Here is a 25990-nt window from a genome sequence, read left to right on the forward strand (position 1 = left end):
ACGAGAGGACGACATGGTGAACCCTGACCACAGCGAGCGGCTGGCAGTCCTCCTGGACCGCGAGGAGCTCTTCGACCTGGTGAGGCGGGAACGTTTCGCCCGCGACCAGCGACTCTTCGACGTGATGCGTGACTGCTTCCACGACGACGCGTACGTCCGGACCACATGGTACGACGGACGCGGCGGCGAGGCGTACGTCGAGGCGACGAAGACGTGGATGGGGCGGACCGGGAACAGCAAGCACTGGGTCTTTCCCGCCTACGCGCGGGTCGAGGGCGACCGGGCGACCGTCGAGAGCCCGGCGAAGATCTTCAACCGGACCACGGCAGAGGGAGTGGAGGTCGACTTCCACGCCTACTGCCGGTTCTTCTCACGTGTCGTCCGGGACGAAGGACGGTGGAGGCTGATGAGCTTCGAGGTCCTGCTGGAGCGCGACGAGCTGCGCCCCGTCCACGCGGGTGAGACGCTCCCGGTGGACGTGGCTCAGCTCGCTGGGCTTCGGCCGTCCTACCGGTTCCTCACCTGGATCCAGTCGACCCGCGGCGTGACGGTGAGTCAGGATCTGCTCGGCGACGACCGGCCGGCCGAACTCGACGCGTTCCACCAGGGCGAGACCGCCTGGCTCGCGGGCACGGGTTAGCGCCGACCGGGAAACCCGCTGGGGTACGCCTGCGCGTTCCTCCTCGTTCCCTGGCGCTGGGCTACACCTGCCTCGGCACCAGTTCGAGACAACACCACAGGTCCGATGTTCCTGACCGCCCACGCCGTCCCGCTCATCAGCCCGGCGTGGGCGATCAGGGCATGCTTCGCACACGAGGACGGCGGCCAGCCCAATCATGTGCTCGAGCGGTCACTGATGCAGTGATGTCCCGCTCTGCGGGGTTTGTTGTTCGGTGGGGAGTCAGACAGCCCGACGGGCAGTGCTGCCGGCGAGGACGTGTCGACCAGCCGGGCGAGCAGCTGGAGGCGTTCACTGTCGGCGCTGTCGTCCTCGGCGGTGTAGGCGACGATCATCGGTCCGGGTGACACGCCGGGTAGCCGGTAGGCGTCCCAGTCCAGGGCGAGATCGCCGACGAGCGGGTGCACGACGCGCATCCGGCCGCGGGTGGTCTCCTCGATGTCGTGACGGCCCCAGAGCGTACGGAATTCGGCGCTGTGCACCGCGAGCTCACCGACCAGTTCCAGGGCTTGTGGATGGCTGGGGTCGGCAGCCACCGCGGTGCGCAGCATCGCGGTCAGTTCGCCGACGGTGGCCGCACGGTCGGGACAGGTCAGGTCGGCGCCGGGCTGCAGTAGTAGCCACAACATGTTCCGGGCCGGCCGTGGTAGTGCGGTGAGCTCGCCCAGCAGGGCACCGGCCAGCGGGTTCCAGGCGAGCAGGTCGAGGTGCTGGCCCACCACCATCGCCGGTGCGGTCATCGTGCGCAGCAGCCGCAGCGTGGTGGGCGGAACCACCTCGGGTACGCGCGGCCGGCGGCGGCGAACGGGCGTGCGCGCGGCGGCGGCGAGGGTATGCAGGTGCCGGCTTTCTTCCGCGGAGAAGGCCAAGGCCCGTGCGAGGGCGTCGAGGACCTGCCCGGACGGCCGCACGTCGCGGCCCTGCTCCATCCGCTGGTAGTAGTCGGAGCTGACTCCGGCCAGCAGGGCGATCTCCTCACGCCGCAGTCCCGGAACCCGCCGGCGCGGTCCTGGCTCCAGTCCGACGTCCTGCGGTCGTATCCGGGTCCGCCTGGCCTTCAGGAACTCCGCGAGCTCGCGGCGGGGGTCGTCGTCCATGCCGCCCAGTATGCGTCCGGGCGCCGGTCGCAAGGTGGGTCCGGTTGTCCCAGGAAAGACCGGTCGACCATGATCGCGGTGCGGCCCTGCAAGGTCGGTGCGGCAGACGTTGACGACCGAGAGGACCAGAATCATGAAGGCCGCCCAGATCTTTTCGTACGGAGCCCCGGACGTGTGCTCGGTGGTCGAGGTCGAGCGGCCCGAGCCGGGACCAGGTCAGGTCTTGGTCGCTGTCGCGGCGTCCAGCGTGAACGGGCATGACGCGCTGATCCGCTCGGGGGCCATGAAGATCGTCTCGGGTCGCCGGTTTCCGATCGGTGTCGGTCTGGACTTCGCCGGCTCTGTCGCCGCGGTCGGTTCGGGCGTCGAGGGCGTCCGGACCGGCGAGCCGGTGTGGGGCACCGTGCATCCGAGGGCGAAACACTCGGTCGCCGGCGCCGCCGAGTTCGTCGTCGTCCCGGCGGACCGTGTCGCGCCCGTACCCGCCGGGTTGTCAGCGGTGCAGGCCGCGGCGCTGATCGTTCCCGGGATCACCGCCTTGGCCGCGCTCCGCCGCGCCACCGGCCTGAGAGCGGGCGAAAGCGTGTTGATCCGTGGCGCGGCAGGCGGCGTCGGCACGGCCGCCGTCCAACTCGCACACGCGTTCGGCGGCCGGGTGACCGCTCTGGCCCGGAGCGGGCACGCCGTAGCGCTCACCAGCCTGGGCGCCGAACGCGTCCTGGACTACCGGGAGACGACGCCGGACAGGATCGGTTCATTCGATGTCATCGTCGACACCGTCGGGACTGAGTGACTCGCTATCGCCGCCGGCTCACCGCAGGCGGCCGGATGGTCACCGTGGGTCTGTCCGGCCCTGCCATCGCCGCTATCGCCGCGTCCGCCGTCTACGGTTCCCGCCGCATCCGTACCTTCAGCGCCGATCCCCGGACCGCCCAGCTCACCGAGCTCGCCGAGCAGGTCGCGTCCGGAGCCGTGGTTCCGGTGATCGACGGCGTGTACTCGCTGGACGACATCGCCTCGGCGCACCGCGCCTTCGACAAGGGCGGCGCCTTGGGCAGGCAGGTGGTGAAGATCGCGGACATCGGCTCCACCGATCAGTGAGCGCATCAGCGGCGAACGGGACGAGTCGCTCGCGCGGACGACCACGGGAACATTCCGCAGCTACCGTCGGGATCACGACGACAGACCGGGACTTGCAGCAGACCTGGGCCGGGCGAGACGGCTGCGACACAATCAAGACGTCGATCGGACCGGGTCTCGACGCGGATGCCGGACGGTCGGGGCATGGTGAATGTGCACACGCCCGATGTGGCCGCGCTGGATGGTCTGCGGGGTGCGGCCATCGCCGGTGTCCTGATGTTCCACACCGGGAACCTCGCCGGTGGGTTCCTCGGGGTCGACCTTTTCTTCGCGCTTTCCGGATACCTGATCACCGGTCTGCTGCTGCGCGAGGTCCGATCGACCGGCGGTGTGTCCCTGAGATCCTTCTGGGTCCGGCGAATCCGCCGGTTGCTGCCCGCGCTCGCGCTCGTGCTCGGGTGTGTCAGTGTGCTGGTGTGGGCGCTGTTGCCGGACGATCTGGTGCGCTCGACGTTCGCCGACGGGCCGTGGGTGCTGGCGAACCTGATCAACTGGCATCTGCTCGCCGACTCGGCCGGGTATTGGGACCGGTTCGGTGCCGCCCGGGTGTTCGAACACCTGTGGAGTATCGCGGTCGAGGAGCAGTTCTATCTGGCGTGGCCGGTGGTCGTACTGCTCATCGCGCGTCGGGGGCGGCACGCGGATGGTTGGGTCGCGGTGGTCGCTCTGCTGCTGTCGGGGGTGTCGGCGACGCTGATGGCCGTGCTGGTCGATCCGGCGGATCCGAGCCGGGTCTACACCGGCACCGATACCCGGGCGTTCTCGTTGCTGCTGGGCGCCTTCGTCGCCACCGCGCCGGTGCGGTCCTGGCTGGGCCGGGTGATGGCCGGGCGGTGGGCGGAGGCGGGTGGGCTTTTGGTGGTCGCCGGGATCGGCACGATCTGGGTGCTGGCCGACGGTGCGAGTTCGGCGTGGCTGTTCACCGGCGGGCTCCTCGCGCATTCGCTGGCGTCCGCGGCGTTGATCGGGCTCTGCGGCTGCCGGCCGTCGTCGGTGATCGCGCGGATCCTCGCGGTGTGGCCGCTGCGGTGGCTCGGACAGCTCTCCTACAGCCTGTACCTGTGGCACTGGCCGGTGATCCTGTTCCTGTCTCCGCAGCGGACCGGGCTCGGCGGCTGGGCTTGGACCGTCCTCGTCTGCGTGGTGTCGGCCGTTCTGGCGACGCTGTCGAAGTATCTGGTCGAGGACCCGATCCGGTTCCGTGCCGGATGGGCGCGGGGGCGGCGGGGTGTGCTGGCGGTCGTCGCGTCGGCGGCCACGCTGCTGCTGCTCTGGACGGCGTTGCCCGCACCGCCGGCGCCGGCCATCGACGTCACCGAACTCGGCTGATCAGCCGATCACCGGGCATGTGCGGGCGCGATCCGCGCCGGGCTCGGCCACGGTGAAGATGATCCGGACGGTGCTGTGCAGGGATCCTCCGCTCTGCACATGGGCGGCGATCGCGGTGCACACGATCTGGTCGATGCCCCGCGCGGTCACGTCACGGCCGGCCAGCGGCACCCGCAGCTCGATGACGTCACCGGCGACGATGACGCCGACCCGGGTCACGCCCACGTCCGCGATCTCGGTGCGCCGCTGCGGGGTTCCGGAGCTGGCCAGCAGCAGCGACAACGCGTCGGAGATCGTGCCGAGGCGGTCGGTGTCGTGCTGCTGCGCCACCAGCGCACCCGTGCCGTCGACGAAGTACAGCGTCATGCCGGGCGCCACGCCGGTCGGGGCGTCGCCGCCGTCGGTCACGCCGGTCGGTTCGATGCCGCACCCCGCGAGCAGCAGCACCGCGATGATCCATCCGGGCCGTCTCATCTCTGTTCCGATCCGGTCGGCAGCGTCGCCACGAACCGGGCTCCCGTGGTGCCGGTGTTCCCGGCGGTCAGGTCGCCTCCGTGCAGGCGCGCGTTCTCGCGGGCCAGGGCCAGACCAAGACCACTTCCTGGGGTACGCGTCCGTGCGGCGTCCGCCTTCCAGAAGCGGTCGAAGACGTGCCGCAGTGCCTCCGGGTGCAGCCCTGGGCCGCTGTCGGTGACCTCGATCAGCACCTGTGCGGCCGTGGCGGAGACACTCAGCCGCACCGGCGGAGCGCCGTGCCGCAGGGCGTTGCCGACCAGGTTGGCGACGATGACGTCGAGCCGGCGGGGGTCCAGTCGCGCCTCGAGCCGGTCCGGCGCCGACACGGTCACCCGGTCCAGCCAGCCCCGGGCGCGTAGCGTGCCGTGGACCACGGCTGGCAGATCGATCACCTCCAGCCGGAGACCGGCGGTGCCGGCGTCGAACCGGGACACCTCCATCAGGTCCTCGACCAGCGCCACCAGCCGGTTCGTCTCCATGATGGCCAGCGTCACGGACTCGCGGGCGTCGGCGTCCATCGCGCCGGCGGCGTCATCGAGGACCTCGACCACCGCGGTGAGCGTGCTCAGCGGCGTACGCAGCTCGTGGGAGACGTCCGCGGCGAACCGCCGGGCCTCGGTCTGCATCCGATGCATCGTGGCCATCGATGTCTGTACCGATGCGGCCATCTCGTTGACGGTGACGGTCAGCTCGGCCAGTTCGTCGGCGCCTCGCGGCGGCGTCCGGGCGCCGAGGTCGCCGTCGGCCAGCCGGCGCGCGGTGTCGCGGAGCTTGGCCACCGGACGCAGGACGCTGCCCGCGGCCAGCAGGGCCAGCAGGACCGCGAGAGCCAGCGCCAGCGCCGCGGTGCCCAGGGTGGAGCGCACGAGGCCGTCGACCTGGCGGTCGACGGCGGTGAGGTCGCGGGCCGCGTACACCTGGATCCCGGAGGCGGAACGCGCGCCGTCCGGCGCGGTGATCATCACCGGGGTGCCGATCAGCAGCCACGGCCGGTCACCGGCGACGATCCGCTGGGTCACCAGCCGTTCCCGGGCGGCGACGGCGCCGCGCAGCTCGGCGGTGACCAGGTCGGGCCCGTCGCCGGCCGAGGAGCGTAGCGAGCGGTAGACGACCACCGTGTTCGCCCCGACCGCGGACCGCAGCCGGTCGAGGCTGTCCTGAGCCGGGGGATAGGCGAGGGTGGGTGCGGTCGCGCCGATCTGCTCGGCGACGCCGCGGACCAGTTGTTGCTCGGCGGAGGCGACCAGGGCAGCACGGGCCGACTGGGCGCTGACCCAGGCCGTCACCGCCACGCTGAGGGCCGCCACCAGCGCGAAGGCGACGACCAGCCGCATCCGCAGCCCGCGCGCCCTCACCACGGCCCGAATCGGTAACCGAAGCCGCGTACGGTCTGCACGTAGACCGGCGCCGCCGGGTCTGTCTCGATCTTGGCCCGGAGCCGTTGCACACAGTTGTCGACCAGCCGGGAGTCGCCGAGGAAGTCCTGCTCCCAGACCTCGCTGAGCAGCTGCTGCCGGCTGAACACCCGGCCCGGGGCCCGGGAGATGGTCAGCAGCAGCCGCAGCTCGGTCGGGGTCAGCGCCACCGGCCGGCCGCCCACCGAGACGGCCAGTCCCACGGTGTCGATCACCAGCTCCCGGAACAGCTTGGTGCCGTCCGGCGCGCCGACGCTGCGCCGCAGCACCGCCCGGATCCGCGCGTCCAGAACCGTCGGCTGCACCGGCTTGATCACATAGTCGTCCGCGCCCGCCTCCAGACCATCGACCACGTGGAAGTCATCACCACGCGCCGTGAGCATGATCACCGGCACCTCGCCGGCGGACCGGATCCGCCGGCACACCTCGATGCCGTCCATGCCCGGCAGCATCAGGTCGAGCACCACCAGATCCGGTGGCGCGGACCGGAACTCGTCCAGCCCCGCCTCGCCCGAGGCGGCCGTACGCAGGTCGTGACCGTGCCGGCTCAACGCGAGCCGCAGCCCCCGCCGCACCAGCGGATCATCCTCGATGAGCAGCACCGATGCCATCCACGCAGTATGCCGCCGACCTGCCGGCGCGCACCGATCCCGGCCGCCTCTGCGACACACCTGCGACATCATTCCGGCTTGGCCGGGACACGTGCTCGGCACGCTCGAACCCATGATCAGACGCGACAGGCTCATGCTCGGACTGGCGGCGCTGCTCGCGGCGGCGGCGGGCTGCTCGGGCGGAGACGGCCGACCGGGCGCGCCGCCCGCCGCCCCGCCCGCCGGACCGACCCGAGTGATCCTGCTCGGCGACTCCGTGGCCGCCGGGCAGGCGCTCCCCATGAACGTGGCGCTCGGCGCCGCCGGGGTCGAGTTCCACTCGATGGCCTCCGACGGCGGCGGCACCGTGGTCGGCCCCGTCTCCGAACAACTGTGGCAGACGCTCCCGGACCGCCTCGCCGACGCCCGGCCCAGCACGGTGATCTATCAGATCACCACCTACGACTGGGGCAGCGAGCAGGAACAGGAAGCCGCCTACGAGCGACTGGCCACGACCGTGGCCCAGGCGGGAGCCCGGCTGGTCTTCGTCACCATGCCCCCGATCAAACCGGACGACTTCTACGAGCCGCACATGGACGACCTCACCAACGCCGCCGACGCCGCCCGGGCGGTCGGCGCCGGCACCGTCGTGCTCGACGCAGCCGAAGTCTGGGGCACCACCTACCAGCGGACCCGGAACGGAGTAGCGGACCGCAGCTCCGACGGGATCCACACCTGCCCGCAAGGCGCCGCGCGCTTCACCAGCTGGTTGCTCCGCGAACTCGCCGAGCTCTACCCCGGTTTCCGGCCGCCCGACCCGGCGACCTGGGCCAACTCCGGCTGGTCAGGCGACAGACGCTTCATCGGCTGCTGACAGAGGCGGTCCTCGGCGGTCCGGTGATCCGGCGCGCCGCGTGTGGCGCCCTGAATGTGCTGCTCTCCGACCCGACCGCTTCTCGCCGCCGGGGCACGGCCGGTCATGCCGGTGTCCCAGCCGCGCTCGACCGCCGTGGCGTGGCGGCGGGTGGACCGGAGCTGGGACTATCGACTGTGTCTCGTGTCCTTTGAAGTCGGCGGGTGTGTCTGGTGGATTTTCGGGTGCTCGGCCCGCTGGAGGTTCGCGACGAGTCAGGCTTCGTGGTGCCTTCCGTCCGGCGGAAGCCACGAATGCTTCTGGCGGTGCTTCTCCTGCGGCCGAACACGCCGGCGTCACCCGATGCGCTCATCGACTTGCTGTGGCCGCAGGGGCCGCCCGCATCGGCGACGGCCAACCTCCAGTCGTACGTCGCGGATCTTCGGCGCATGCTGCACAGCACCGCGTTGTCCGGACAGCAGCGGATCGTCACGACCCGCGGCGGCTATCTCCTGACGGTGGAACCGGACGAACTGGACGCCGCCGTCTTCGAGCGCCTGGCGGCCGACGGACAGCGGCACCACGCGGAGGGCCGGTTCGCGGCAGCCGCCGACGCGCTGCTGCGAGCGTTGGCCCTGTGGCGTGGTGGGGTGCTGGACGGGCTTGCGCTGCCGGAGGCGATCCGGCTGGAGGCCGGCCGGTTGGAGGAACTACGCCTCGCCGCGATGGAGGACGCCTTCGACGCCCGATTGGGGCTCGGCGCCCACGTCGAACTCGTCACGGAGCTGCTGACATCGACCACACGCCATCCGCTGCGGGAGCGACTGTGGGGACAGCTGATGCTCGCGCTGTACCGCAGTGGCCGGCGGGCGGAGGCGCTGGACGCCTACCAGCGGTGCAGCCGGCTGCTGCGTCAAGAGCTGGACGTGCGGCCCGGACGGGCGCTTGAGGAGCTTCATCAGCGCCTCGCCGCCGACCTGGAGGTGCCGCTGACCGGTGCGACCGGCACCCCGTCGCCGACGCCACGCCAGCTGCCCGCGGACATCTCCGCTTTCACCGGTCGCGCGGCGCATCTGCGTCGGCTGGGCGCCGTTGCCGCCGGGCATGGTGACCGGCCGACCGCCACGGCCATGGCGATCACCGGCACCGCCGGGGTGGGCAAGACCACGCTGGCGGTGCGCTGGGCGCACCACGTGGCCGATCAATTCCCCGACGGGCAGTTGTTCCTCAACCTCCGCGGCTTCGACCCGTCCGGGCCGCCGCTGACATCGGTCGAAGCGATCCGGGTCCTGCTCGAGGCCCTCGGTGTGCCGCCCCACCGGATTCCCGCCACCGCGGAGGGGCAAGTGGGCTTGTACCGGAGCACCTTGGCGGGCAAGCGCGTGCTCCTGCTGCTGGACAACGCCCGGGACGCCGAACAGGTGCGCCCCCTGATGCCCGGTACGTCCGCATCGCTGGCGGTCATCACGAGCAGAGACCGGCTGATCGGCCTGGCGGCCACCGAAGCGGCCCAGATCATGCCCGTGGATCTGCCCGACGCCGGAGAGGCACGGAGGCTGCTCGCCGCCCGGATCGGGGAACACCGGGTGCTGGAAGAACCGCTGGCCGCCGACGAGATCGTCGAGTTCTGCGCGCGGTTGCCACTCGCGCTGGCCATCGCCGCCGCCTATGCCTGCGCCCACCCCGGCCTTTCCCTGACCACCCTGGCCGACCAGTTGCGCTCATCCGCCGGCGCCCTGACCGCGCTGACCGGTGACGACGCCGCCACCGATCTACGCAGGGTCTTCCTTTGGTCGTACCGTGCGCTGAGCCCCGCGGCGGCCGAGCTGTTCGCCCTGCTCGGTCTCCATCCCGGCACCGACATCGGTGCACCGGCCATCACCAGCCTCGCCGGCCTCTCCGCTGCCGCCGTGCGCGGGCTGCTCCGGGAACTGTCCGGCGCCAATCTGCTCACCGAGCACGCACCCGGCAGGTACACCTGTCACGATCTCCTGCGGGCGTACGCGCGGGAGCTGGCCGGCGACCCGCACCGCCGGCACCTGCGACCGGCCGCCGAACGCAGGCTGGTCGGCCACTACCTGCACACGGCGCACGCCGCGGCGCTGCTGCTGAATCCGCATCGGGACGCAGCCTCGCCGGCGCCGGCGCCCGAGGGCGTCACGCCGGAACGCCTCGATGCTCCGGAGCAGGCGCTCTCATGGTTCAAAGCCGAACACAACAACCTTCTGGACACTGTCGAGCTGGCGGCCGCCACCGGTGGCGACCTCCACGCCGGGCAACTGGCCGGGACTCTGACGAACTACCTGGACCGGAACGGTTACTGGCAGGACTTGGTGGCGGTGCATCGCGCGGCCCTGCGGACGGCGCGACGGCTCGCCGATCCGGTCGCCGAGGCCCACGCCCATCGCGGACTCGGTCTCGCGTACGCCAGCGTGGGCCACCTGGACGAGGCGCCTGCGCACTACCAGGCCGCGCTCGACCTGTACGAGCGTGCGGGCGATCACGTCGGTCAGGCGCACACGCACCGGAACGTCGCCTGGGTGCACGGCCGGCAGAGTGACCACCTCGAGGCGCTTCGCCACTCGGAATCTGCCCTCGCACTGTTCCGGGAAACCGGCCATCGAGCCGGCGAGGCCAACAGCCTCAACGCCGTCGGCTGGTACAGCGCACTTCTGGGCCGCCACCGGCAGGCCTTGGCCCACTGTCTGGAAGCGCTCGAAAAGCTTCAGGCACTGGGCCACCGCACCGGTGAGGCGTACGCCTGGGACAGCCTCGGTTATATCCACGGTCACCTCGGTGACCACGCCCAAGCGGTGACCTGCTTCGAGTACGCGGTTGCCCTGTTTCGCGAGACCCACGACCGGTACTGCCTGGCCGACGTGCTGACGCATCTCGGCGACGCCCAGCACGACACCGGTGACCGCCGAGCCGCGCGGGCGGCATGGCACGAGGCCGGTGAGATCCTCGACCAGCTCAGGCACCCCGACGGCGAGGCCGTGCGGGCCAAACTCCGCCGGCTCGACCACCCTCCGCTCGTGGGGTCCTGAGGCCGGCGCGGGGCCATACGAACTTGTATGGCGGGTGTGTAGAGGCGTCGGGCACGATCCGGCGGTCGTGTGCCGGATGTGCGCATCGGCCTGTGCGTGGGTCGGGCTCGGCCGCATCGCCTACGCGGTCTCCTCGGCTCAGCTCGCCGAGTGTCGGGCCGGTTGGTGGTCTTGCGCCCGGACCGTCCGTGCTCTGGTCCGTACCGAATCGGGGGTTTCGGTGGAGTTCAGGCTGCTCGGACCACTCGTGGTGGTGGACGACGACGGCGCGGAGCTGGTCGTGCCGCGCCGGATGCAGCGCCTGCTGCTGGCGATGCTGCTGCTGCACAGCAACACCAGGGTGGCGACCGACACGATCATCGGCACCCTCTGGCGGGACCGGCCGCCCGCCTCGGCCTACGCCAACATCCAGTCGCACATCTCCGTGCTGCGCGGACTGCTGGGCGACCGGGAGAGACTCGCCACCCGGCCCGGTGGCTACCTGTTGCGTACCAGCGGGGACGAAGTGGACGTGGTCAGATTCGAGGAGCTCGCGGCGAGGGGCAGGCGGGAGCTCGCGGGCGGCCAGCCCGCAGTCGCGCTGCGGCACCTGACTGAGGCCAAGGACCTGTGGCGCGGGCACGTGCTCGAGGACATCGAGGTCCCGGGCCTCCTCTGGCCGCACGTGACCAGGCTGGAGGAGCAGCGGCTCGCGGTCGTCGAGGACCACGTCGAGGCGTTGCTCACCTGTGGCCGGGCCGCGGACGCGATCGCCGAGCTCACCGCGCTGGTCGAGCGGTACCCGCTGCGGGAGCGGTTCACCGAGCAGCTCATCCGGGCGATGCACCGGTCCGGCAGGCCTGCTGAGGCGCTCGAGGTCTACCAGCGGCTGCGGGACGTGCTCGGCGCCGAGCTCGGAGTCGAGCCGGGCGCCAGGCTGCGCAGGCTGCATCGGGCGTTGATCAGCGGCGAGCCGGACGAGACGGCGCGGCCGGGCCAGTGGCCCGTGTGCCAGCTGCCGCCGAGGGTCGCGGACTTCGTCGGCCACGACGAGGACCTGCGCGGCGTCGTGGACCTGCTGACCGCGGGTGGCATCGTTGTCGTCTCCGGCACGCCCGGCGTCGGCAAGACGGCGTTCGCGGTCGAGGTCTCGCACCGGCTGCGCGAGCGGTTCCCGGACGGCCAGCTGTACGTGTCGCTGGAAGGCAGGCACGACTGCGACCACGTGCTCGGCGAGCTGCTGACCTCGTTGGGCGTCCAGGTCACGGCGCTGCCCCACGGGCCGAGGGCACGGGCGGTGGCGTTCCGCGCGCTGGTGGCCGACCGCCGGGTGCTCGTGGTGGTCGACGCGGCCCGCGTCGCCGAGCAGGTCGAGCTGTTCCTGCCGGGCACCGGGCACAGCGCCGTGCTGGTCACCAGCAGGAGCATGGTCGGGGACCTGCCCGGTGCGCACCATGTGCGGCTGGCGCCGTTGCGCGGCGCCGACGCGGTCACGTTGATGGCCAGGATGATCCCCGACGGCCGGGTGCGCGGAAGACTCGACGCCGCGCACGAGATCGTCGAGCTGTGCGGTGGCCTGCCGCTGGCGCTGCGGGTCGTGGGCGCCCGGCTGCGGCCGCAGCCGGCGACCAGCCTGGAGCGGATGGCCGACCGGTTGCGCGACGGCCAGCGCAGACTCGACGAACTGGCCTACGACGGCCTGCAGGTGCGCTCGGTGCTGGAGATCGCCGTCAGCGAGCTCCCGCCGGACCTGGAGGTCGCGTTCCGGCGGATGGCCTTGCTCTCCGACGACTTCGCAGCGTGGACGCTGGGTGTGCTGACCAACGGCAGCGACGGCGAACGCCTCGTCGAAAGGCTCGTCGCCTACGGCCTCCTGGACCCGGTCGGCGTCGACGCGACCGGGGAACCCCGCTACCGGCCGCACGCGCTGGTGGCGTTGTTCGTCGCGGAGCTCGCCCAGCGGCACGACGACTCGGCGGGCGCAATCGGCGACCTGCTCGACGCGCTGACCGCCATGGCCGCCGCGGTGCACGGCCGGGTGATCCGCGCCAGCGAGGGACTGCCGCCCCAGCCAGGTCCGATCCCACAGCACCCCGACTGCGCCCGGCTTACCCGCGACGCGCAGGCGTGGCTGCGAGTCGAACGGCACCGGCTGCTCGACGTCATCGGCCAGGCCTGCCGCATCGGCCTGTACGAGCGGGCGGCCAGGCTCGCCGACCTGACCATCCCCGCGCTCGACCAGCTCGGCCTCGACGACCTGCGGTTGACGTTGAGGACGATCTTCGACGCGGCGTCCGCGGCCGGCGACGAGGTCGTCGCGTGGCGCGCCGAGTACTGCCGGGCGGACCTGCTGGTCGCCGACGACCTGGCCGCCGCCGCAAGCGCCTACCTGGCCTGCGCCGACGCGTTCCGGAGGCTCGACCGGCCCCGTGAGCTCGTGTACAGCATCACCGGCCTGGCGTTCGTGAACGGGCTGCGGGGCATCGACCCGGCCGCCCAGGTCGCGGAGGCCCGGGAGGTGGCTCGCGGCTGCGACCCGCTGACCGAGGCCCTCGCGCTGCGCACCCACGCCGAGACGTCGTTCATGGCCGGTCGGCCCGGTGAGGCGCTGGAGCTGCTGACTCACGCGCTGGAGCTGGCGCGCGAGCCCGGCGAGATGCGCCGGCTGGTGCTGATGCGGACCGCGGACTGCGCGATCGCCCTCGGCGACCTCGCCCGCGCCCACGAGGCCGTCGACGAGGCATTCTCGCTGGTGGACACCGCGAACAACCCGCGTGGGGTCGCGTGGGTAATCGTGTTGCGCAACCGGGTCCGGCTGGCGGAGGGCCGGCCGGACCCGGTGATCGGTGATGCCGTTCGTGCGCGTGAACTGTCCGTCAAGTCCGGTGACGCCCGCGGGGTCGCCGTCGCGACGATGCAGCTCGGTGAGGCCTACCTGCGGTCCGGTGCGCCGGATCGGGCGGCCGGGCTGCTGGTGGAGTGCCTCGAGATGTTCGAGGTTACCGGGGTCCGGTACTGGCGGGCCCACACCGAGCGGTTGCTCGCCGAGGCCCGCCAGTCACCCGCCTACCGGTGAATCACCCAGGTGTACTCGAACCCCGTCACGAAACCGAGGTGGCCGCCTGCGCTGGGACCTGCTCCCACGGTGTGCGGCTTGCCGTCCTGGTCACCGGGCAGTCCCTTCTGGCCGTACGCTCCTTCCACGCCGACCGGACCCAGTGCGGCGCCGCCCTCGGCGAAGGTGCCCCAGCCCTTCTCCTGGTCGACGTTGTCGGCCGAGGTATACCGGTCCTGGACCGAGAACCCGAGGCCGCCGTGCACGCCCTTGCCGATTTTCGGCGCGATCAGGATGCCGTGCCCGCCGAAGCAGACGTCGACACCGCCCGAGATGCCCGCCCCGCCGGTGGCGGTGAGACAGGTCATCCGGTGCGGGTCGGTCTCCTTCTCCTTCGGGGGAGCCGGCGGGACCTTCGGGGCCGGTGCCATGTCCCTGGCCCGTGCCTTGTACTGGATCTCCTGGTCGTTGACGCAGTCCTTGAGCGCATCCGAGGGAGACCCCCCGATGGACAGGTATGTCGAAGCCGGCTCGAACATCCTGATGCCTGCCGAGTAGCAGGCGGGTGACTGCTGGTCCCAGTACGGAATGTTCGGCTTCTGCTTGTACGGCTGCAGCGGCCCGGCCATGCACTGTTTCCCGAAGGCGTCGCAGCTCCGCTTGTAGGTGTACTTGGACTCGGGGTAGCCGAACACGGTCTGCTTGGGCTTGCCGGGGTCCGGCACGCCCTTGACGACGTTGGCCTTCGCCCCGCAACTGTCCATGCAGTCGGCATAGGCGATCAGCCCGCTCGGGTCGCTCTTGGTGGCCGGAGCGTTGTTGCCGTAGCTGTACGCGTTGAGCTGCTGCGGGTCGGCGGGGGCCATGAGCGGGTCGGTCGAGAGGAACTTGCCGATCGCCGGGTCGTAGTCCCGCGCACCGAGGTGCGTGAGCCCGGTGGTGGCGTCGGCCGCGCCGCCGACGAAACCCTGCTGTCCCGGCCAGCTCGCCGGTTGCTCACCGCGTGGCCGGCCGAAGAGGTCCAGCTTGCGGCGGCTCGGGACCAGCGTCCACGGTTCCACGGCCAGTGTCTGCGTGCCCTGCCGATCGGTGACCGTGAAGGTGAACTTGGTGCCGCTGCGGACCGCGATCTGGTTCGACCCGTGTGCGTAGTACCGGATGCCGGTGATCTTCTTGGTCGACTCGTCGAACCGCAGCTCCTCGCCGTCCAGGTACAGGGTGGCGCCGCCGGGGTCGCGGGAGATGATCCGCTCGCCGTCGACGTCGTAGACGTTGGTCGTGGTCTTCCCGTTCGACACCGACGTTTCCGCCCTGCCTTCGACGTCCCACGTCAGCGTCTGGTCGCTGCCGTCGGGAGCCGGACGGGTCTTCGTCGCGCCCGCCTGGTCGTACTCGTATCTGCGGGTCGTCGCCTGTGCCCCGATCTTCGTGGTCACCGAGCTGACCGCGTGCGGACGAGCCTGGCCCTGGGCCGGGTAGGTGTACTCGCGGACGGTGTCGGCGGCACCGTTGAGGCCGTGCTGCCGCTCGGTCTTGCGGTTGCCGATCTGGTCGAACGCGAAGCTCGACCAGTACGGCGCGGCGCCGCCGAGGTTCGCCCCGGCCGCACCGCAGCCGGCCGCCGTCGTCCACGCCTCGGTGATCCGTTGCAGGCTGTCGTAGCCGAAGCACTGCACGTCGGGCGTCTCCCCGCCGGGCGCGTCGGACTGCTTGGTGACGTTGCCCGCCTGGTCGTAGCCGTAGTTGCGGTCCTCGATCTTGACCGGGTTCTTGACCTCCCGTTCCACCAGCGATCGGTTGAGCCTGCGGTTGCTGTCGTCGTAGTACAGCGTCTGCCACATCCGGAACGGCTTCGGGCCGCGCGCGATCTGTGCGGGCTCGGAGAACTTGGTGTACAGAGTGTCGGTGACGTACTCGGTCCCGCCCGCGGAGAGCGTGTCCGGCAGACCCATGCCGTCGTAGCCGACGGTCACCTTCTCGGCGGGCAGGTCACCCGCGGCCGGCGTGGTGATCTCCTTGCGGGCGCCGTTCGGCAGGTATCCGTAGGAGAAGGTGTAGGAGCCCGCGAGCTCCTTCTGTACGTCGGGGATCGTCACGGTCTTGCCGGTCGGCTGGTAGGAGTCGGTGTAGCCGAGCACGTCCGTCTTGTACTTGGCCGTCCCGACCTGCCTGGTCGACGTCGTCAGCTGCCCCTTGGCCAGCGTGTCGTACGTCCACTCGGCCAGCACGGGTTTGGTGCCGTCCGGCAGCACCTGGTGAAGCTTCGTGGTGCGCCCGAGCTTGTCGCTGACGTACTGGAGCTTGATGTTGCGGGCGTCCTCGGTGGTGAGCACCTTGCCGTTGTCGTCGAACGTCGTCTCCGAGACGCCCTTGTCCGGGTCCTCGGTGCGGGTCTTCCTGCCTCGCATGTCGTAGGTGTAGCGCCAGGTGTTGTTCATCGGGTCGGTGAGCGTCGCGAGCGCACCGGCCTTGGTGTAGCCGTACTTCGTCGTGTCGTACGCGCCGGAGTGGTCGCGGCCCTGGTACTGCCGCAGCTCCGTCAGCTGGCCGCGGGCGTCGAACACCTTCGAGGTCACCGTGTTGCCGACGGGGGGAATGACGTCGACGCTGTCCCCCCGGTAGAAGGTGGTCGTGCGGCGCTGCTCCGAACCGAGCCGGAACGCGACGGACAGGAACGGGCGGGCCGCACCGTCGAACGTGGTGACGGTCTGCTCGTAGATGTTCTGGTCCGGCGCCGCGAACAGCCAGGTGTCCGGGTTGGCACTGTTGTAGTACGGCGAGTTCTGCTTGATCGCCAGACCGCGCGAGTCGTAGATCGTGTCGGTCAGGACGCGGCCGCCACCCCACGCGGGCGCCTGGGTCTGCCGTTCGCGCAGGAAGCCGTCGAACAGGGCGTGGCTGGTCGTGTAGTTGTTGTTGGGCTGGAGAGTCTCCGTGCTGATCGCGCTGATCCCACTCGCGCGCAGCTGGTAGCTGTGGCGGATGTTCGGTCCGTCACCGTCGCTCTTCGACCGGCCGGGCTTCCAGACGGCGGTGAGCCGGCCCAGCGAGTCGTACTCCATGTCGGTCCGCTTGTTGTTGGCGTCCAGCACGACCGTCGTCTTGCCGTAGGCGGAGTCCAGTTCCGACCTGACCTGGTGGCCGAGCTCGTTGGTCACCGTGCTGCCGGCCGGGATGCCGGTGGCCGGCGAGTAGTCGGTCGTGGTGGTCGCGCCCATCGCGTCGGTCGACGTGCGCACCCGGCCGTAGCCGTCGTACTCGGTCGTGGACTGCGTCTTGTACGGGTACGCGCCGTCCTCGACGCGTACCTCGACCCTGGTCGGGTCGCCCCGGTCCGGCGCCGAGCCGTGCTGCTCCTTGTCGTTCTTCCCGTCGTAGTAGGTCCTGGTGTCGCTGATGTGGTCCCGGGGATAGGCCGGAGTCCGTCCGCACGGGACACCGACGGTCGTCACCTGGCTGGGCAGCGTGAGCAGCCACTTGCCGGTGTTGCGGGCGTACGTGGTCGTGGTGCACCGGTCGTCGTCCGTCGTGTCGACGTCACCGAGGTCGTTGATCTCCTTGAGCGTGCCGTACGGTTCGTCGAACTCGTTGTCGACCTGGGTGCGCCGCCACTTGTCGTTCGGCAGCGCGGTACGGGTGTAGGTCTTCCCGGTGTTCACCATGAAGGCCTTGGCCGCGCCCTGGGTCGCGGTGGGGCCGTACCTCCACGGGTCACTGATCGTGCCGGACACCTGGACGTCCGTGTCGCCGTTGAAGGTGATCTCCTCGCGCAGGAAGCCCGCGAGGCCTTCGAGGTCGTCGCGCTTGCCCGTGGAGTCCTGGATCTGCACGGCCTTCGTCCCGCCCTCGCGGTTGAGCCGGTCACCGTTCATGCCGCGGAAGTAGACGTACTGGGTCTTTGGCTTCTTGTCCGCGGGCACCTGGACGTCGCCCTTGACGACCTCGACCTTGCTGTAGCCGCGCCACTCGTTCCAGGTGCGGCGCGCCTCGGGGATCAGCGGGTTGTCGTTGAAGTGCCACGCGCCGCCGTCGAGGTAGCGGTAGGTGGTGACCTGGGACGGGGCCATGCCGACCCGGTCGGTCTCCACGACCGACTCGACCACGTACTTGTGGAACCAGTCGTCCTGCGGGCCGGCGCCCTTGTAGGCCCAGCGGACCGGGAAGCACCGCTGCTTGTTGGCCTCCACCACCGGCTTGCTCGTCGGTGTGCAGTCCACCGGCGCGTAGTTGGCCTGGACCACGCCGCCGGACTCGTTCTGAATCGCGTACAGCCGGAACTTCTCCATCGACGGCAGGCCGTCCTCGGCGGAGTTGACCCGGTTGTAGAGCCACTTGCCGTAGAACTTGACCGGATCCTTGGCGACCTGGTCGCCGACGAGCCCGCGGTTCGTGATCGACTTCAGCCAGAGCCCTGCTCCGGTGCCGTCGCCGGGGGCGGGAAAGCTGTGCTCCAGCACCCACTCCTCGACATTGCGGTAGCCGCTGCCGGCACGCACCTGCGTGGTGACCTTGCCGAGCTTCCTGGTGGTCCAGAAGGTCGGCGAGATCCTGGTCGGACAGGTGTCCGCCGAGCAGTCCTGGTCCCACGGCACATCCGGGTACGAGGTGCTGTTGTGCACGGCGCAGTTGGTATCAGGTGCGCAGCGTTCGGGGTTGTCGAACACCACCTTCGCGGCGGCGGTCTCGCCGTCGCGCCTTCCGTACTCGATCCGGCTCAGCGAACCACCACGGGTGTACGGCTTGGTCTGCTTGCCCATGTTGGCGCCGTACTTGTTGGTCTCGGCGTCGTAGTAGTAGGTGATCTCGTCGCCGTGCCGGTCGACGGCGCGGTCGAGGCTCCACCGCCACACCTGGTCGCAGGCCGCCTGGGCGAAGTCGGCCTGGTAGCACCGTTCGCCGGGGTTGTTGCCGTAGACCGGGACGGTCCAGCTGGACTTCGCCTCCGCGCGGGAGCCGAAGAAGTACTGGGTGCCGTCGTTCGTGGTGACCTTCCAGGACTCGTTCTTGTCACCCTCGTTGATCAGCTCGATCTTCGAGCCGTTGTCGTTGGTGGAACGCCACTCGGTGCCGTTCTTGATGAGCTGGCCCACGTTGCCCGAGGTGGCCAGCGAGATCACCTCGGTGCCCCAGCAGAGGTCACCGGTCCGCTTGTCCTCGTCCGCGATGTCATCGGCACACGACTTGTGGGTGCGGGTGATGAACCCCGGCGAGTAGACGAAGCCCTCGCCGACGGAGGACGGTTGGTTGTTGGCCGCGGCCACGCGCCCGTCAACCGCGCTCGACGAGTACGACAGTCCGACCGCCGGCGCGAACCCGCCGGGCACCGGCGGCACCCGCATCGGATACGCCCAGGTGAAGTTGCCGGAGTTGGTGGACACCTGCCACGCCGCCGCCGGCGCTACCGGTGTCGCCTTGTAGTCGCCCGCCGCGCCGTCCGGCGCCGCGGTCACGCCGTACACCGTGGACTCGTTGCCCGCTGTGGTATCGGCGCGCAGCTTGCCCGACTTGGCGTCGTTCACGGTCGGGATCGTCGTGCCGGTGCGGCACTTGTCCTCGGCGGGAGTGGTCGCCGCGCAAGCGGGCAGCTTGACCAGGCGCAGGCGGGTGGCCCAGTCACCGCCGTAGGCGTGCCGGAACTTCGAGTAGTCCACCTCGACCGACACCGGCCCCGGCTGGGCCACGCCATCAGCGCGCTGCAGCTTGATCAGCACGCCCGCTGCTGCCTTCTCCGCCGCGCCCCGATCGAGCACCTCGACCTTGACCTTGCTCGGCGACCTGCCGTCCGGGCTGCCGACCCAGATCGGCATCTTGGCCGCCTGGTTGCGCTTCGCCTCACCCGGCTCGTTCGCCACCTCGGCCGTGCCCGCGGCCGGCCAGGTTACGGCGGGGTTCCCGCGTACGGCGCGGGAGTCGTCGGCCGGTTCGGGCGCCACCGTGCCGGGGACGCCGGACACGGACTTGTCCTCTTGCGGCGCGGACGGGAGGTTGTCCGCCGCCTGTGCTTGTCCCGCGGTGGCGGGCAACACCAGCGATATCGCCAGTGTCGCGGCCACGGCGGCTCTCCACGTGAGTCTCATGGGTTCTCCTGGTCAGACCGGGGGAAGGACGTGGCCGAGAAGCTTGTCGACGGTCTGGCCCTCGCAGTGGGGGCTGGTCGAGTCGAAGCTCTCGTTGGAATCGGTCGTGCGGCAGCGATAGAGCGGACGGGACTCCTGACCGGCGGGAGGATCGGTGAAGATCCTGCCGACCTTGCCGATCGAGGTCTTGCCCTCGCAGGCGGCGTCGGTCGAGCTGAACTCCTCGCGGCCGTCGAAGCAGCCGTACAGCGCGACGGCGCCGGGCACGTCGACCGAGGGCACCAATCCCAACGTTCCTTCGGCGCGGTAGCCCGACGGTTCGCTGCGTACGGTCGTCCAATGCTGAGCGGGCCGGTTGTGGTCGTTGTAGCGGACGAGGGGCTGGTACGCGCGGACGTAACCCAGCTGCCACAACACCTGCTGGCCCTCACAGTCGGATTGCACCGACTCGAAGCGCTCGGTGCCGACGACGCAGGTGCTCAGCGTCAGGGTCGGGACGTCAGCGGGCTTCGCGGTGTACACCACGCCGAGGTCAGCCAGCTTGGTCTTGCCCTCGCAGTCCGCCGCCACCGAGGCGAAGTGGTCGATCCCGGCCAGGCAGCTGTACAGCATCCGCGTGTTCGCGGCCCCCGCCGGAGCGAAGTGGCCGAGCGAGCCCTCGCGGTGGAAGCCGTCCGGCACGACGCCCGTCGTGGTGATGTGCTCACCATTGAAGCCGCGGTACCGGCTCAGTCCGATGAACGCCGACCTTGGGTCGGCGGGCGGGGTGCCCGACTCGGCTTCGATCGCCGCCTGCCTGAGCACGCCGGTGTGGACGGAGCCGTAATCGATCGTGCCGGCCCAATAGCCCGCCTCTCCCTTGCCGAGTTGGAACGCCCCGCCGGCGTTCCAGCCGAGTTTGACCGACGCCCTGCCCTCCGGCTGGCCGTTGACGTACAGCCGGATCTCACCGGCGGCCGCGTCGTACACGCCCGCCAGGTGGGCCCACTCAGTCCGTACCGGCGTTCCGGAGACCGCCGTGACGACATCCGGCGAGTCCACATCAGATGTGGCGACGCTGAACGCCCACTTCTTCTGGCCGCCCTCCGTCCGGTAGCCGAGCTGGAACCCGCTCGTCCTGGTGCCCTCCTGGCTGACCGCGGTGTGTTTCGCGGCATCCAGGACGGTGGCACGCACCTTGGTGGTGACCGTGAAGCTGTTGTCCGTGCGCACCACCGGAGCGGCCGTGCCGATCGAGCCCGTGGTCCCGTCGAACTGCGCCGCGCGGCCGCCGTTCGGCGCCGTCGTCCAGGTCACGCCGCCCGTCGGCGCGCCGTGACGGTCCTGGCCCGAGGCGTCGGAGGCGTTGTCGTTCAACTGCCACAGTGCCTCCCGCTTCGTGCTCAGCGAGGCGAGCTCGTAGATCTCGCTCTCGGGATCCGGGCGGTCACCCGGGTTGACGCGACCGTCGCTCAGCACCCGGTCGAATGCCTTGACGTCGTCGATGGCGCCGAGGAAACCGTTGGTAGGGTTGCCGTTCCACCATGCCCGGCCGAACTGCACCGCGCCGTCGCCGTGCCACGCGGTGGTCTTCTTGGCGCTGCCCTGCAACTGGCCGTTCACGTAGAACCTGATCTCCTGCCGGCTGGCGTCGTAGCTACCCGCCAGGTGCGTCCACGCGCCCTGCACCGGCGCGGCGCCGGCCGCCACGCCGTCGAAGGTGTCGTCGTCCTTGCCGGTCTTCGGCATCTGGAACCGCCACTTGCGGGCGTCGCCGTCGTAGCCGAGGAAGAAGCCGCTGACCCGGCCGCCGTCCTGCGAGACGACCTCGCGCGACCAGCCGTCGACCGCGTCCAGCCTGGCCCACGCGGACACGGTGAAGCTCTGGTCCGTGCGGACGGTGCTGCCACCGGCGGTGCCGACCCAGGAGCCTCCGTCGAACCTCAGCGCGTCTCCGATCCGGCCGCCGGTCCAGGCGACACCCTTGTCAGGCAGGGTCCCGTCGTGCCTGGCCCCGGACGAGTCGGTCGCGGTCCTCGACGTGTCCCAGCCGTCGAGCTTCCAGTGCGCCACCGGCGGCGTGGACGGTCCCGCGCGGAAGTGGTACCTGCGGGTGACGGTGCCGATGTTGCCGGCCCGGTCGACGCTCACCACGTACAGGTCGGTGGGCTTGTCGGTGAGCGGAGTGATGTTCACCGTGGCCGTGCCTCCGGGCCGGTCAGCGGCTACGTACGTCTTCGGCTGGTCGTTGTCCAGGTCGTAATAGAAGCCCGCGACATCGCCGAGCCCGTTGGCGGAGAACGAGAACAGACCGGGCTTGCCGACCGGGCCCCCGACGCCGTCCTCGGGAAACGCGCCCGACGAGACCGCCGGTTCCTTGTTCGGCGGCGTCTGGTCGAACACCAGGTAGCACGGCTGTGAGAACGGGCCGTCGGCCGTGTCGTCCTTGCCCCGCGCCCACCACGAGATCCGGTCGCCGTCGGCGAACGTGCCCGGCGGGATCTGCGCGGTGAACTCGGTGCCCGAGTGCTGCCTCGCCTTGACGACGTTGCCGACCATCTGACCGTTCTTCCACCACTGGAACTCGGCCGCGACGTCGGAACCCTCCGGGTCGCTCACCGTCGCGCGCAACGTCGGCGTGGTGGTGGTGATCGCCCGGTCGTCCGGGTGGTCGACACAGGCGATGTTCGGGTCCGTCGACATCCAGTACGGCTGGTTGGGCAACGAGTTGTAGTTGACGATCAGCGTGGCGTTCGGGTCGAACTTCTTCCACGACAGGTTGTCACCCTCGTTGGCCGCCTTGAGCATGAACGTCTGTGTCCGGTCGCCCTGGTTGAGGCCGTGCTGGACCTGGCCGGTGACGTTCCAGCCGAGCCATGCGCTCGGGCAGCTGGAGTTGTACCCCTGCGCGACGTCCTTGCTGCCCGCCCACCAGGCTCCCGGCTGCTGGTTCCAGGTGGTGGAGCGGCTGATCGCGCCGGTGTGGTACAGCTCGACCGTCCGCTTGGTGCAGGACGGCGAGTAGGTCTCCCTGGTGTTGAGCTCGGCGCTCAGGATCTGCTTGCCCTGCAAGGCGCTGACGTTGAACTGGAAGTACGAGCGGATCTTGACCGTCGGCCACTCCCAGTTGCTGTAGCCGACCTTGGCGATGTTGTCGCCGTCACCACCCCAGTAGTTGTCGTTGGGGTGCTGCTCGTAGACCAGGGCCCAGCCGTCCATCGGCGTGTTGAAGTCCGGGTCCAAGTAGACCGGATACCGGGTCGCCGGGTCCTTCAGCAGCTTCTGGTCGGCCACGACCGCGATCTGCCGCGGCGTGACCTCGACCGAGCCGATGGCCCGCTTGGAGTCTTCGACGGGCGCCCGGTCCTGCTTCGCCGGGCTCGCGGCCCGGCCGGTGTCCCACAGCTTCGGCGCGGCCGACTGGAACACCGGCCGGCCCTTGTCGTCGACCGCGGTGATCGTCTGGTCCTTGCCGGTCGTCAGCTTCAGCCCCTTGGTCTTCACCCCGAGCTTGAGCCGGCCGAGCTCCGGGTTGGCGGCGGCCTTGCGGTTCTTGATCACGAGAACCTTGCTGTAACCGCTGGCGCGGGCGGTCATTTTGAGGTCAACGCCGGGCATGACCTCGGAGTAGGTCGCGGTGTCACCCTCCACCGTCGGCGCGGGCAGCTGACCCGGCCAGGTCAGCGTCAGCTGCTTGGCCGCGTCGCCGAGCCGGACCAGCGGTTCGGTGCCACCGCCGGAGAACGCGACGGGCACGACACCGGCCTCGGGAGCGAGGGACTTGCCGTCCACCCGCAGCTTGGTGTCGACGGGCACCCAGCCCTGACCGCGGCGGACCCGCTGCGGCAGGACCTTCGCCTCCACCGTCGAGGTGCCATCCGGGTTCACATAGACGAACTCGGTCGGAGAGCCCGCTTCCGGCAGCTCGACCCGCTTGCCCGTCGCCTTGGCGATGGCCGCGGGCGACCGCCCGGGTTTGTCCTCCGCCTCCGCCACACCGGATGCGACCCCCTGTACCAGCGACGCCAGGAGCACGCTGGTGACAGCGAGTGCTGTTGTTCTTCGCATCGATCCCCCCGAAATGTTGATTTCCGGAGCATCGTGCTGAGGCGACCTACACGCGGGCCTACACGCGATCTACTCACGGCGGGTCGGACGCCACGCCCTCTGCCGTACCGGAAGGGTCAGGCTTCCTTTTACGGACCGGCGCGTTGTCTCAGACCCTGGTAACAGCGGCTTTCGGTGACTCGGTGGAGACGAGGGGTGGAGATGCGGCGATTCGAGGACAAGGTCGCGCGCACCCGGGTCAGCGGCGCCGGTTGCGTGGAAAAGTCGGACCGACCTGTTGTCTCAACCGGGCGTGGTTCCGATCGAATTTGGGTGACAGTGGGATCCACTGGGGTCGTCACCGGGTCGGGTGGTGGGGAGCGCGTATGGGCAGGTTCAGGTCGGGTAACGCTGCGGTGCTGGCGCGATCCCAGGCGGCGATGGCGGATTCGCAGGAGAACAGCGCGGCGGTGTTGCAGGTCGTGCAGGCGCTCGGGCGGGCCCGCAGCGTCGCGGACGCGACCCGGATCGCGTTGGACACCGTCCGGAAGAGTTTCGGCTGGGCGTACGGCTCTTTCTGGCGGACTGACCCGCAGGTGAAGGTGCTGCGCTTCGCAGCGGAGTCCGGCGACGCCAGCGCGGAGTTCCGTCAGGTGACGGCGTCGGCGTCGTTCGCTGAGGGGGTTGGGCTGGCCGGGCGGGCCTGGCGGGCGAAGGACCTCGTATTCGTGGCTGACCTGGGGCAGCTCACCGATTGTGTGCGGGCACCGGTCGCGGTGAAGGCGGGGGTGCGTAGCGGGGTGTGTTTCCCGCTGCTGGTCGGCGGCCGTGTGATCGGGACGATGGATTTCTTCACCACCGACACCCTGGACCCGTCCCCGCAGCGCCTGGACACCCTGCGCGCGGTGGGGCTGCTGGTCTCCCAGACCCTGGAACGGCTCGCCGACGCTGAACGGCAGGCGAACGCGTCCGCCGATTCCGCCGCGGTCACCGCCGTGCTGCGGGCCGTCACCGCGGCGAACAGCCCGGAGCAGGCCGCCCGGACCGCTTTGGAGGCGATTCGCACCGGGTTCGGCTGGGCGTATGGCTCGTACTGGCATGTCGATCCCCGCGACAACGCGCTGCATTTCGTGGTCGAGTCCGGTAGCGCCGGCGAGGAGTTCCGCCGGGTCACGGAGCAGGCCAGCTTCGCCGAAGGTGTCGGGCTGGCGGGCCAGGCCTGGCGGAAGAGGGACATGCTGTTCGTCCAGGACCTGGGCGAGCTGACCGACTGCGTGCGCGCGCCCGCCGCGCAGCGGGCCGGGGTGAAGTCCGGGGTCGCTCTGCCGCTCATCGTGCGGGGGGCGGTGATCGGCACCATGGACTTCTTCACCACCGATGTCCTGGACGAGTTGTCCGACAGCCGCGCCGAGGCGTTGCGTAACGCGGTGTTCCTCGTCGCCGAGGCGATGCAGCGCATCGAGGAGACCAACCGGGTCAGCTCGGCCGGCGCGGAACTGGTCACCTCGATCGAGGAGGCCGAACGCAACGTCGTCGCCGCGACCAGCGTGGCCGCGCAGGCGCAGAGCATGACGGCTGACGCTAACGCCTCCGTGCACCGTCTGGAAGTGTCCAGTACGAAGATCGGCGACGTCGTCAAGGTGATCACGAGCATCGCGGAACAGACCAACCTTCTCGCGTTGAACGCCACCATCGAGGCTGCCCGGGCCGGTGAGCTCGGTAAGGGGTTCGCGGTGGTGGCGGGTGAGGTCAAAGAGCTCGCCCAGAGCACAGCCCGCGCCACCGACGACGTCGGCACCCTGGTCGGCGCGATCCAGACCGACGCTGCCACCGTTGTGGAGGCCCTTGCGGGTATCGGCCAGATCGTCGACAAGATCAATGAAACGCAGACCATGATCAGTGGCGTGCTCACCGAACAGGCCGCCGTCACACGCGACATCGTCGGCGCATAGCGAAAGAGGAATCTCGCCGGAGCGGAGGTCGATTCCCCAACCTGAGGCCTGGCTGCTGTGTTAGGGGTCCAACGGCCCTAACCAACGCGGCCCCGCGGGCGAAGACTTTCGGCACGAACACCTGCCGGAGGTACGCGATGAGGAAACAGAACCGTCTGCCGATGCGAGCCGGCACAGCATCGGCCCTGGTGGCGGTGCTGCTGATCCGGGGAGGTCGCCACCACAACGGCCGGGC

The 25990-nt window shown here is 70.3% G+C and carries 14 protein-coding genes; 8 read left to right on the plus strand and 6 right to left on the minus strand.

Annotated features, from left to right (window positions below; all coding sequences use genetic code 11):
• Positions 1 to 13: 13 nt before the first annotated feature.
• Positions 14 to 640, plus strand: coding sequence for a nuclear transport factor 2 family protein (locus QSK31_RS06825; RefSeq protein ID WP_285682007.1), 627 nt, complete (start codon positions 14 to 16; stop codon positions 638 to 640).
• Positions 641 to 834: 194 nt separating this feature from the next.
• Here the strand turns inward: QSK31_RS06825 and QSK31_RS06830 are convergent, their stop codons facing one another.
• Positions 835 to 1776 carry a helix-turn-helix transcriptional regulator gene (locus QSK31_RS06830; RefSeq protein WP_285682009.1) on the minus strand — a complete coding sequence of 314 codons (942 nt, stop codon included), beginning with the start codon at positions 1774 to 1776 and terminating at the stop codon, positions 835 to 837.
• Positions 1777 to 1909: 133 nt separating this feature from the next.
• Between QSK31_RS06830 and QSK31_RS06835 the strand changes: the two genes are divergently transcribed.
• The 3 genes from QSK31_RS06835 (at position 1910) to QSK31_RS06845 (ending at position 4245) form a co-directional block, all read left to right on the plus strand.
• Positions 1910 to 2569, plus strand: a complete 660-nt coding sequence (locus QSK31_RS06835; RefSeq protein WP_285682011.1) for a quinone oxidoreductase family protein — start codon at positions 1910 to 1912, stop codon at positions 2567 to 2569.
• Complete coding sequence (locus QSK31_RS06840) at positions 2566 to 2877, plus strand: zinc-binding dehydrogenase (protein WP_285682013.1); 312 nt, start codon at positions 2566 to 2568, stop codon at positions 2875 to 2877. The genes QSK31_RS06835 and QSK31_RS06840 overlap by 4 nt, the downstream gene beginning before the upstream one ends.
• A 183-nt stretch (positions 2878 to 3060) precedes the next feature.
• Positions 3061 to 4245 carry an acyltransferase family protein gene (locus tag QSK31_RS06845; RefSeq protein WP_285682015.1) on the plus strand — a complete coding sequence of 395 codons (1185 nt, stop codon included), beginning with the start codon at positions 3061 to 3063 and terminating at the stop codon, positions 4243 to 4245.
• Here QSK31_RS06845 and QSK31_RS06850 read toward each other — a convergent pair whose 3' ends face one another.
• From QSK31_RS06850 to QSK31_RS06860, 3 genes are read right to left on the minus strand one after another with little or no spacing between them, the layout of a single operon-like run.
• Entirely contained in the window at positions 4246 to 4719 is a 474-nt protein-coding gene (locus tag QSK31_RS06850) for a hypothetical protein (protein WP_285682016.1), read from the minus strand. It lies immediately after the preceding gene.
• Complete coding sequence (locus tag QSK31_RS06855; RefSeq protein WP_285682018.1) at positions 4716 to 6119, minus strand: ATP-binding protein; 1404 nt, start codon at positions 6117 to 6119, stop codon at positions 4716 to 4718. The genes QSK31_RS06850 and QSK31_RS06855 overlap by 4 nt, the downstream gene beginning before the upstream one ends.
• Positions 6113 to 6787 (minus strand): response regulator, encoded by a 675-nt coding sequence (locus tag QSK31_RS06860; protein ID WP_285682020.1) that lies wholly within the window; start codon positions 6785 to 6787, stop codon positions 6113 to 6115. Before QSK31_RS06860 ends, QSK31_RS06855 begins: the two co-directional genes overlap by 7 nt.
• Positions 6788 to 6899: 112 nt before the next feature.
• Here QSK31_RS06860 and QSK31_RS06865 point away from each other — a divergent pair, with 112 nt between their 5' ends.
• From QSK31_RS06865 to QSK31_RS06875, 3 genes are all read left to right on the plus strand, one after another.
• The gene (locus QSK31_RS06865) at positions 6900 to 7640 is read left to right on the plus strand and encodes an SGNH/GDSL hydrolase family protein (protein ID WP_285682021.1); all 741 of its coding nucleotides are present in this window, start codon (positions 6900 to 6902) and stop codon (positions 7638 to 7640) included.
• A 293-nt stretch (positions 7641 to 7933) separates the two neighbouring features.
• Complete coding sequence (locus QSK31_RS06870) at positions 7934 to 10666, plus strand: AfsR/SARP family transcriptional regulator (protein WP_285682056.1); 2733 nt, start codon at positions 7934 to 7936, stop codon at positions 10664 to 10666.
• A 220-nt stretch (positions 10667 to 10886) separates the two neighbouring features.
• Entirely contained in the window at positions 10887 to 13721 is a 2835-nt protein-coding gene (locus tag QSK31_RS06875) for an AfsR/SARP family transcriptional regulator (protein WP_285682023.1), read from the plus strand.
• On the opposite strand, the gene QSK31_RS06880 is transcribed toward QSK31_RS06875, so the two are convergent.
• Positions 13712 to 19777, minus strand: a complete 6066-nt coding sequence (locus QSK31_RS06880) for an RHS repeat-associated core domain-containing protein (protein WP_285682024.1) — start codon at positions 19775 to 19777, stop codon at positions 13712 to 13714. The genes QSK31_RS06875 and QSK31_RS06880 overlap by 10 nt on opposite strands.
• A gap of 12 nt (positions 19778 to 19789) precedes the next feature.
• Entirely contained in the window at positions 19790 to 23824 is a 4035-nt protein-coding gene (locus QSK31_RS06885; RefSeq protein ID WP_285682025.1) for a LamG-like jellyroll fold domain-containing protein, read from the minus strand.
• A 365-nt stretch (positions 23825 to 24189) separates the two neighbouring features.
• Here QSK31_RS06885 and QSK31_RS06890 point away from each other — a divergent pair, with 365 nt between their 5' ends.
• Complete coding sequence (locus QSK31_RS06890; protein WP_285682026.1) at positions 24190 to 25755, plus strand: GAF domain-containing protein; 1566 nt, start codon at positions 24190 to 24192, stop codon at positions 25753 to 25755.
• Positions 25756 to 25990: the final 235 nt, after the last annotated feature.

This window comes from Actinoplanes sp. NBRC 103695 (assembly GCF_030269485.1).
In the GTDB taxonomy this organism is placed as follows: Bacteria; Actinomycetota; Actinomycetes; order Mycobacteriales; family Micromonosporaceae; genus Actinoplanes.

Coding starts and splice junctions, on each gene's coding strand:
- QSK31_RS06825 (WP_285682007.1), top strand. CDS start 14: ATGGTGAACCCTGACCACAGCGAGCGGCTGGCAGTCCTCCTGGACCGC.
- QSK31_RS06830 (WP_285682009.1), bottom strand. CDS start 1,776: ATGGACGACGACCCCCGCCGCGAGCTCGCGGAGTTCCTGAAGGCCAGG.
- QSK31_RS06835 (WP_285682011.1), top strand. CDS start 1,910: ATGAAGGCCGCCCAGATCTTTTCGTACGGAGCCCCGGACGTGTGCTCG.
- QSK31_RS06845 (WP_285682015.1), top strand. CDS start 3,061: ATGGTGAATGTGCACACGCCCGATGTGGCCGCGCTGGATGGTCTGCGG.
- QSK31_RS06850 (WP_285682016.1), bottom strand. CDS start 4,719: ATGAGACGGCCCGGATGGATCATCGCGGTGCTGCTGCTCGCGGGGTGC.
- QSK31_RS06860 (WP_285682020.1), bottom strand. CDS start 6,787: ATGGCATCGGTGCTGCTCATCGAGGATGATCCGCTGGTGCGGCGGGGG.
- QSK31_RS06865 (WP_285682021.1), top strand. CDS start 6,900: ATGATCAGACGCGACAGGCTCATGCTCGGACTGGCGGCGCTGCTCGCG.
- QSK31_RS06870 (WP_285682056.1), top strand. CDS start 7,934: ATGCTTCTGGCGGTGCTTCTCCTGCGGCCGAACACGCCGGCGTCACCC.
- QSK31_RS06880 (WP_285682024.1), bottom strand. CDS start 19,777: ATGAGACTCACGTGGAGAGCCGCCGTGGCCGCGACACTGGCGATATCG.
- QSK31_RS06885 (WP_285682025.1), bottom strand. CDS start 23,824: ATGCGAAGAACAACAGCACTCGCTGTCACCAGCGTGCTCCTGGCGTCG.
- QSK31_RS06890 (WP_285682026.1), top strand. CDS start 24,190: ATGGGCAGGTTCAGGTCGGGTAACGCTGCGGTGCTGGCGCGATCCCAG.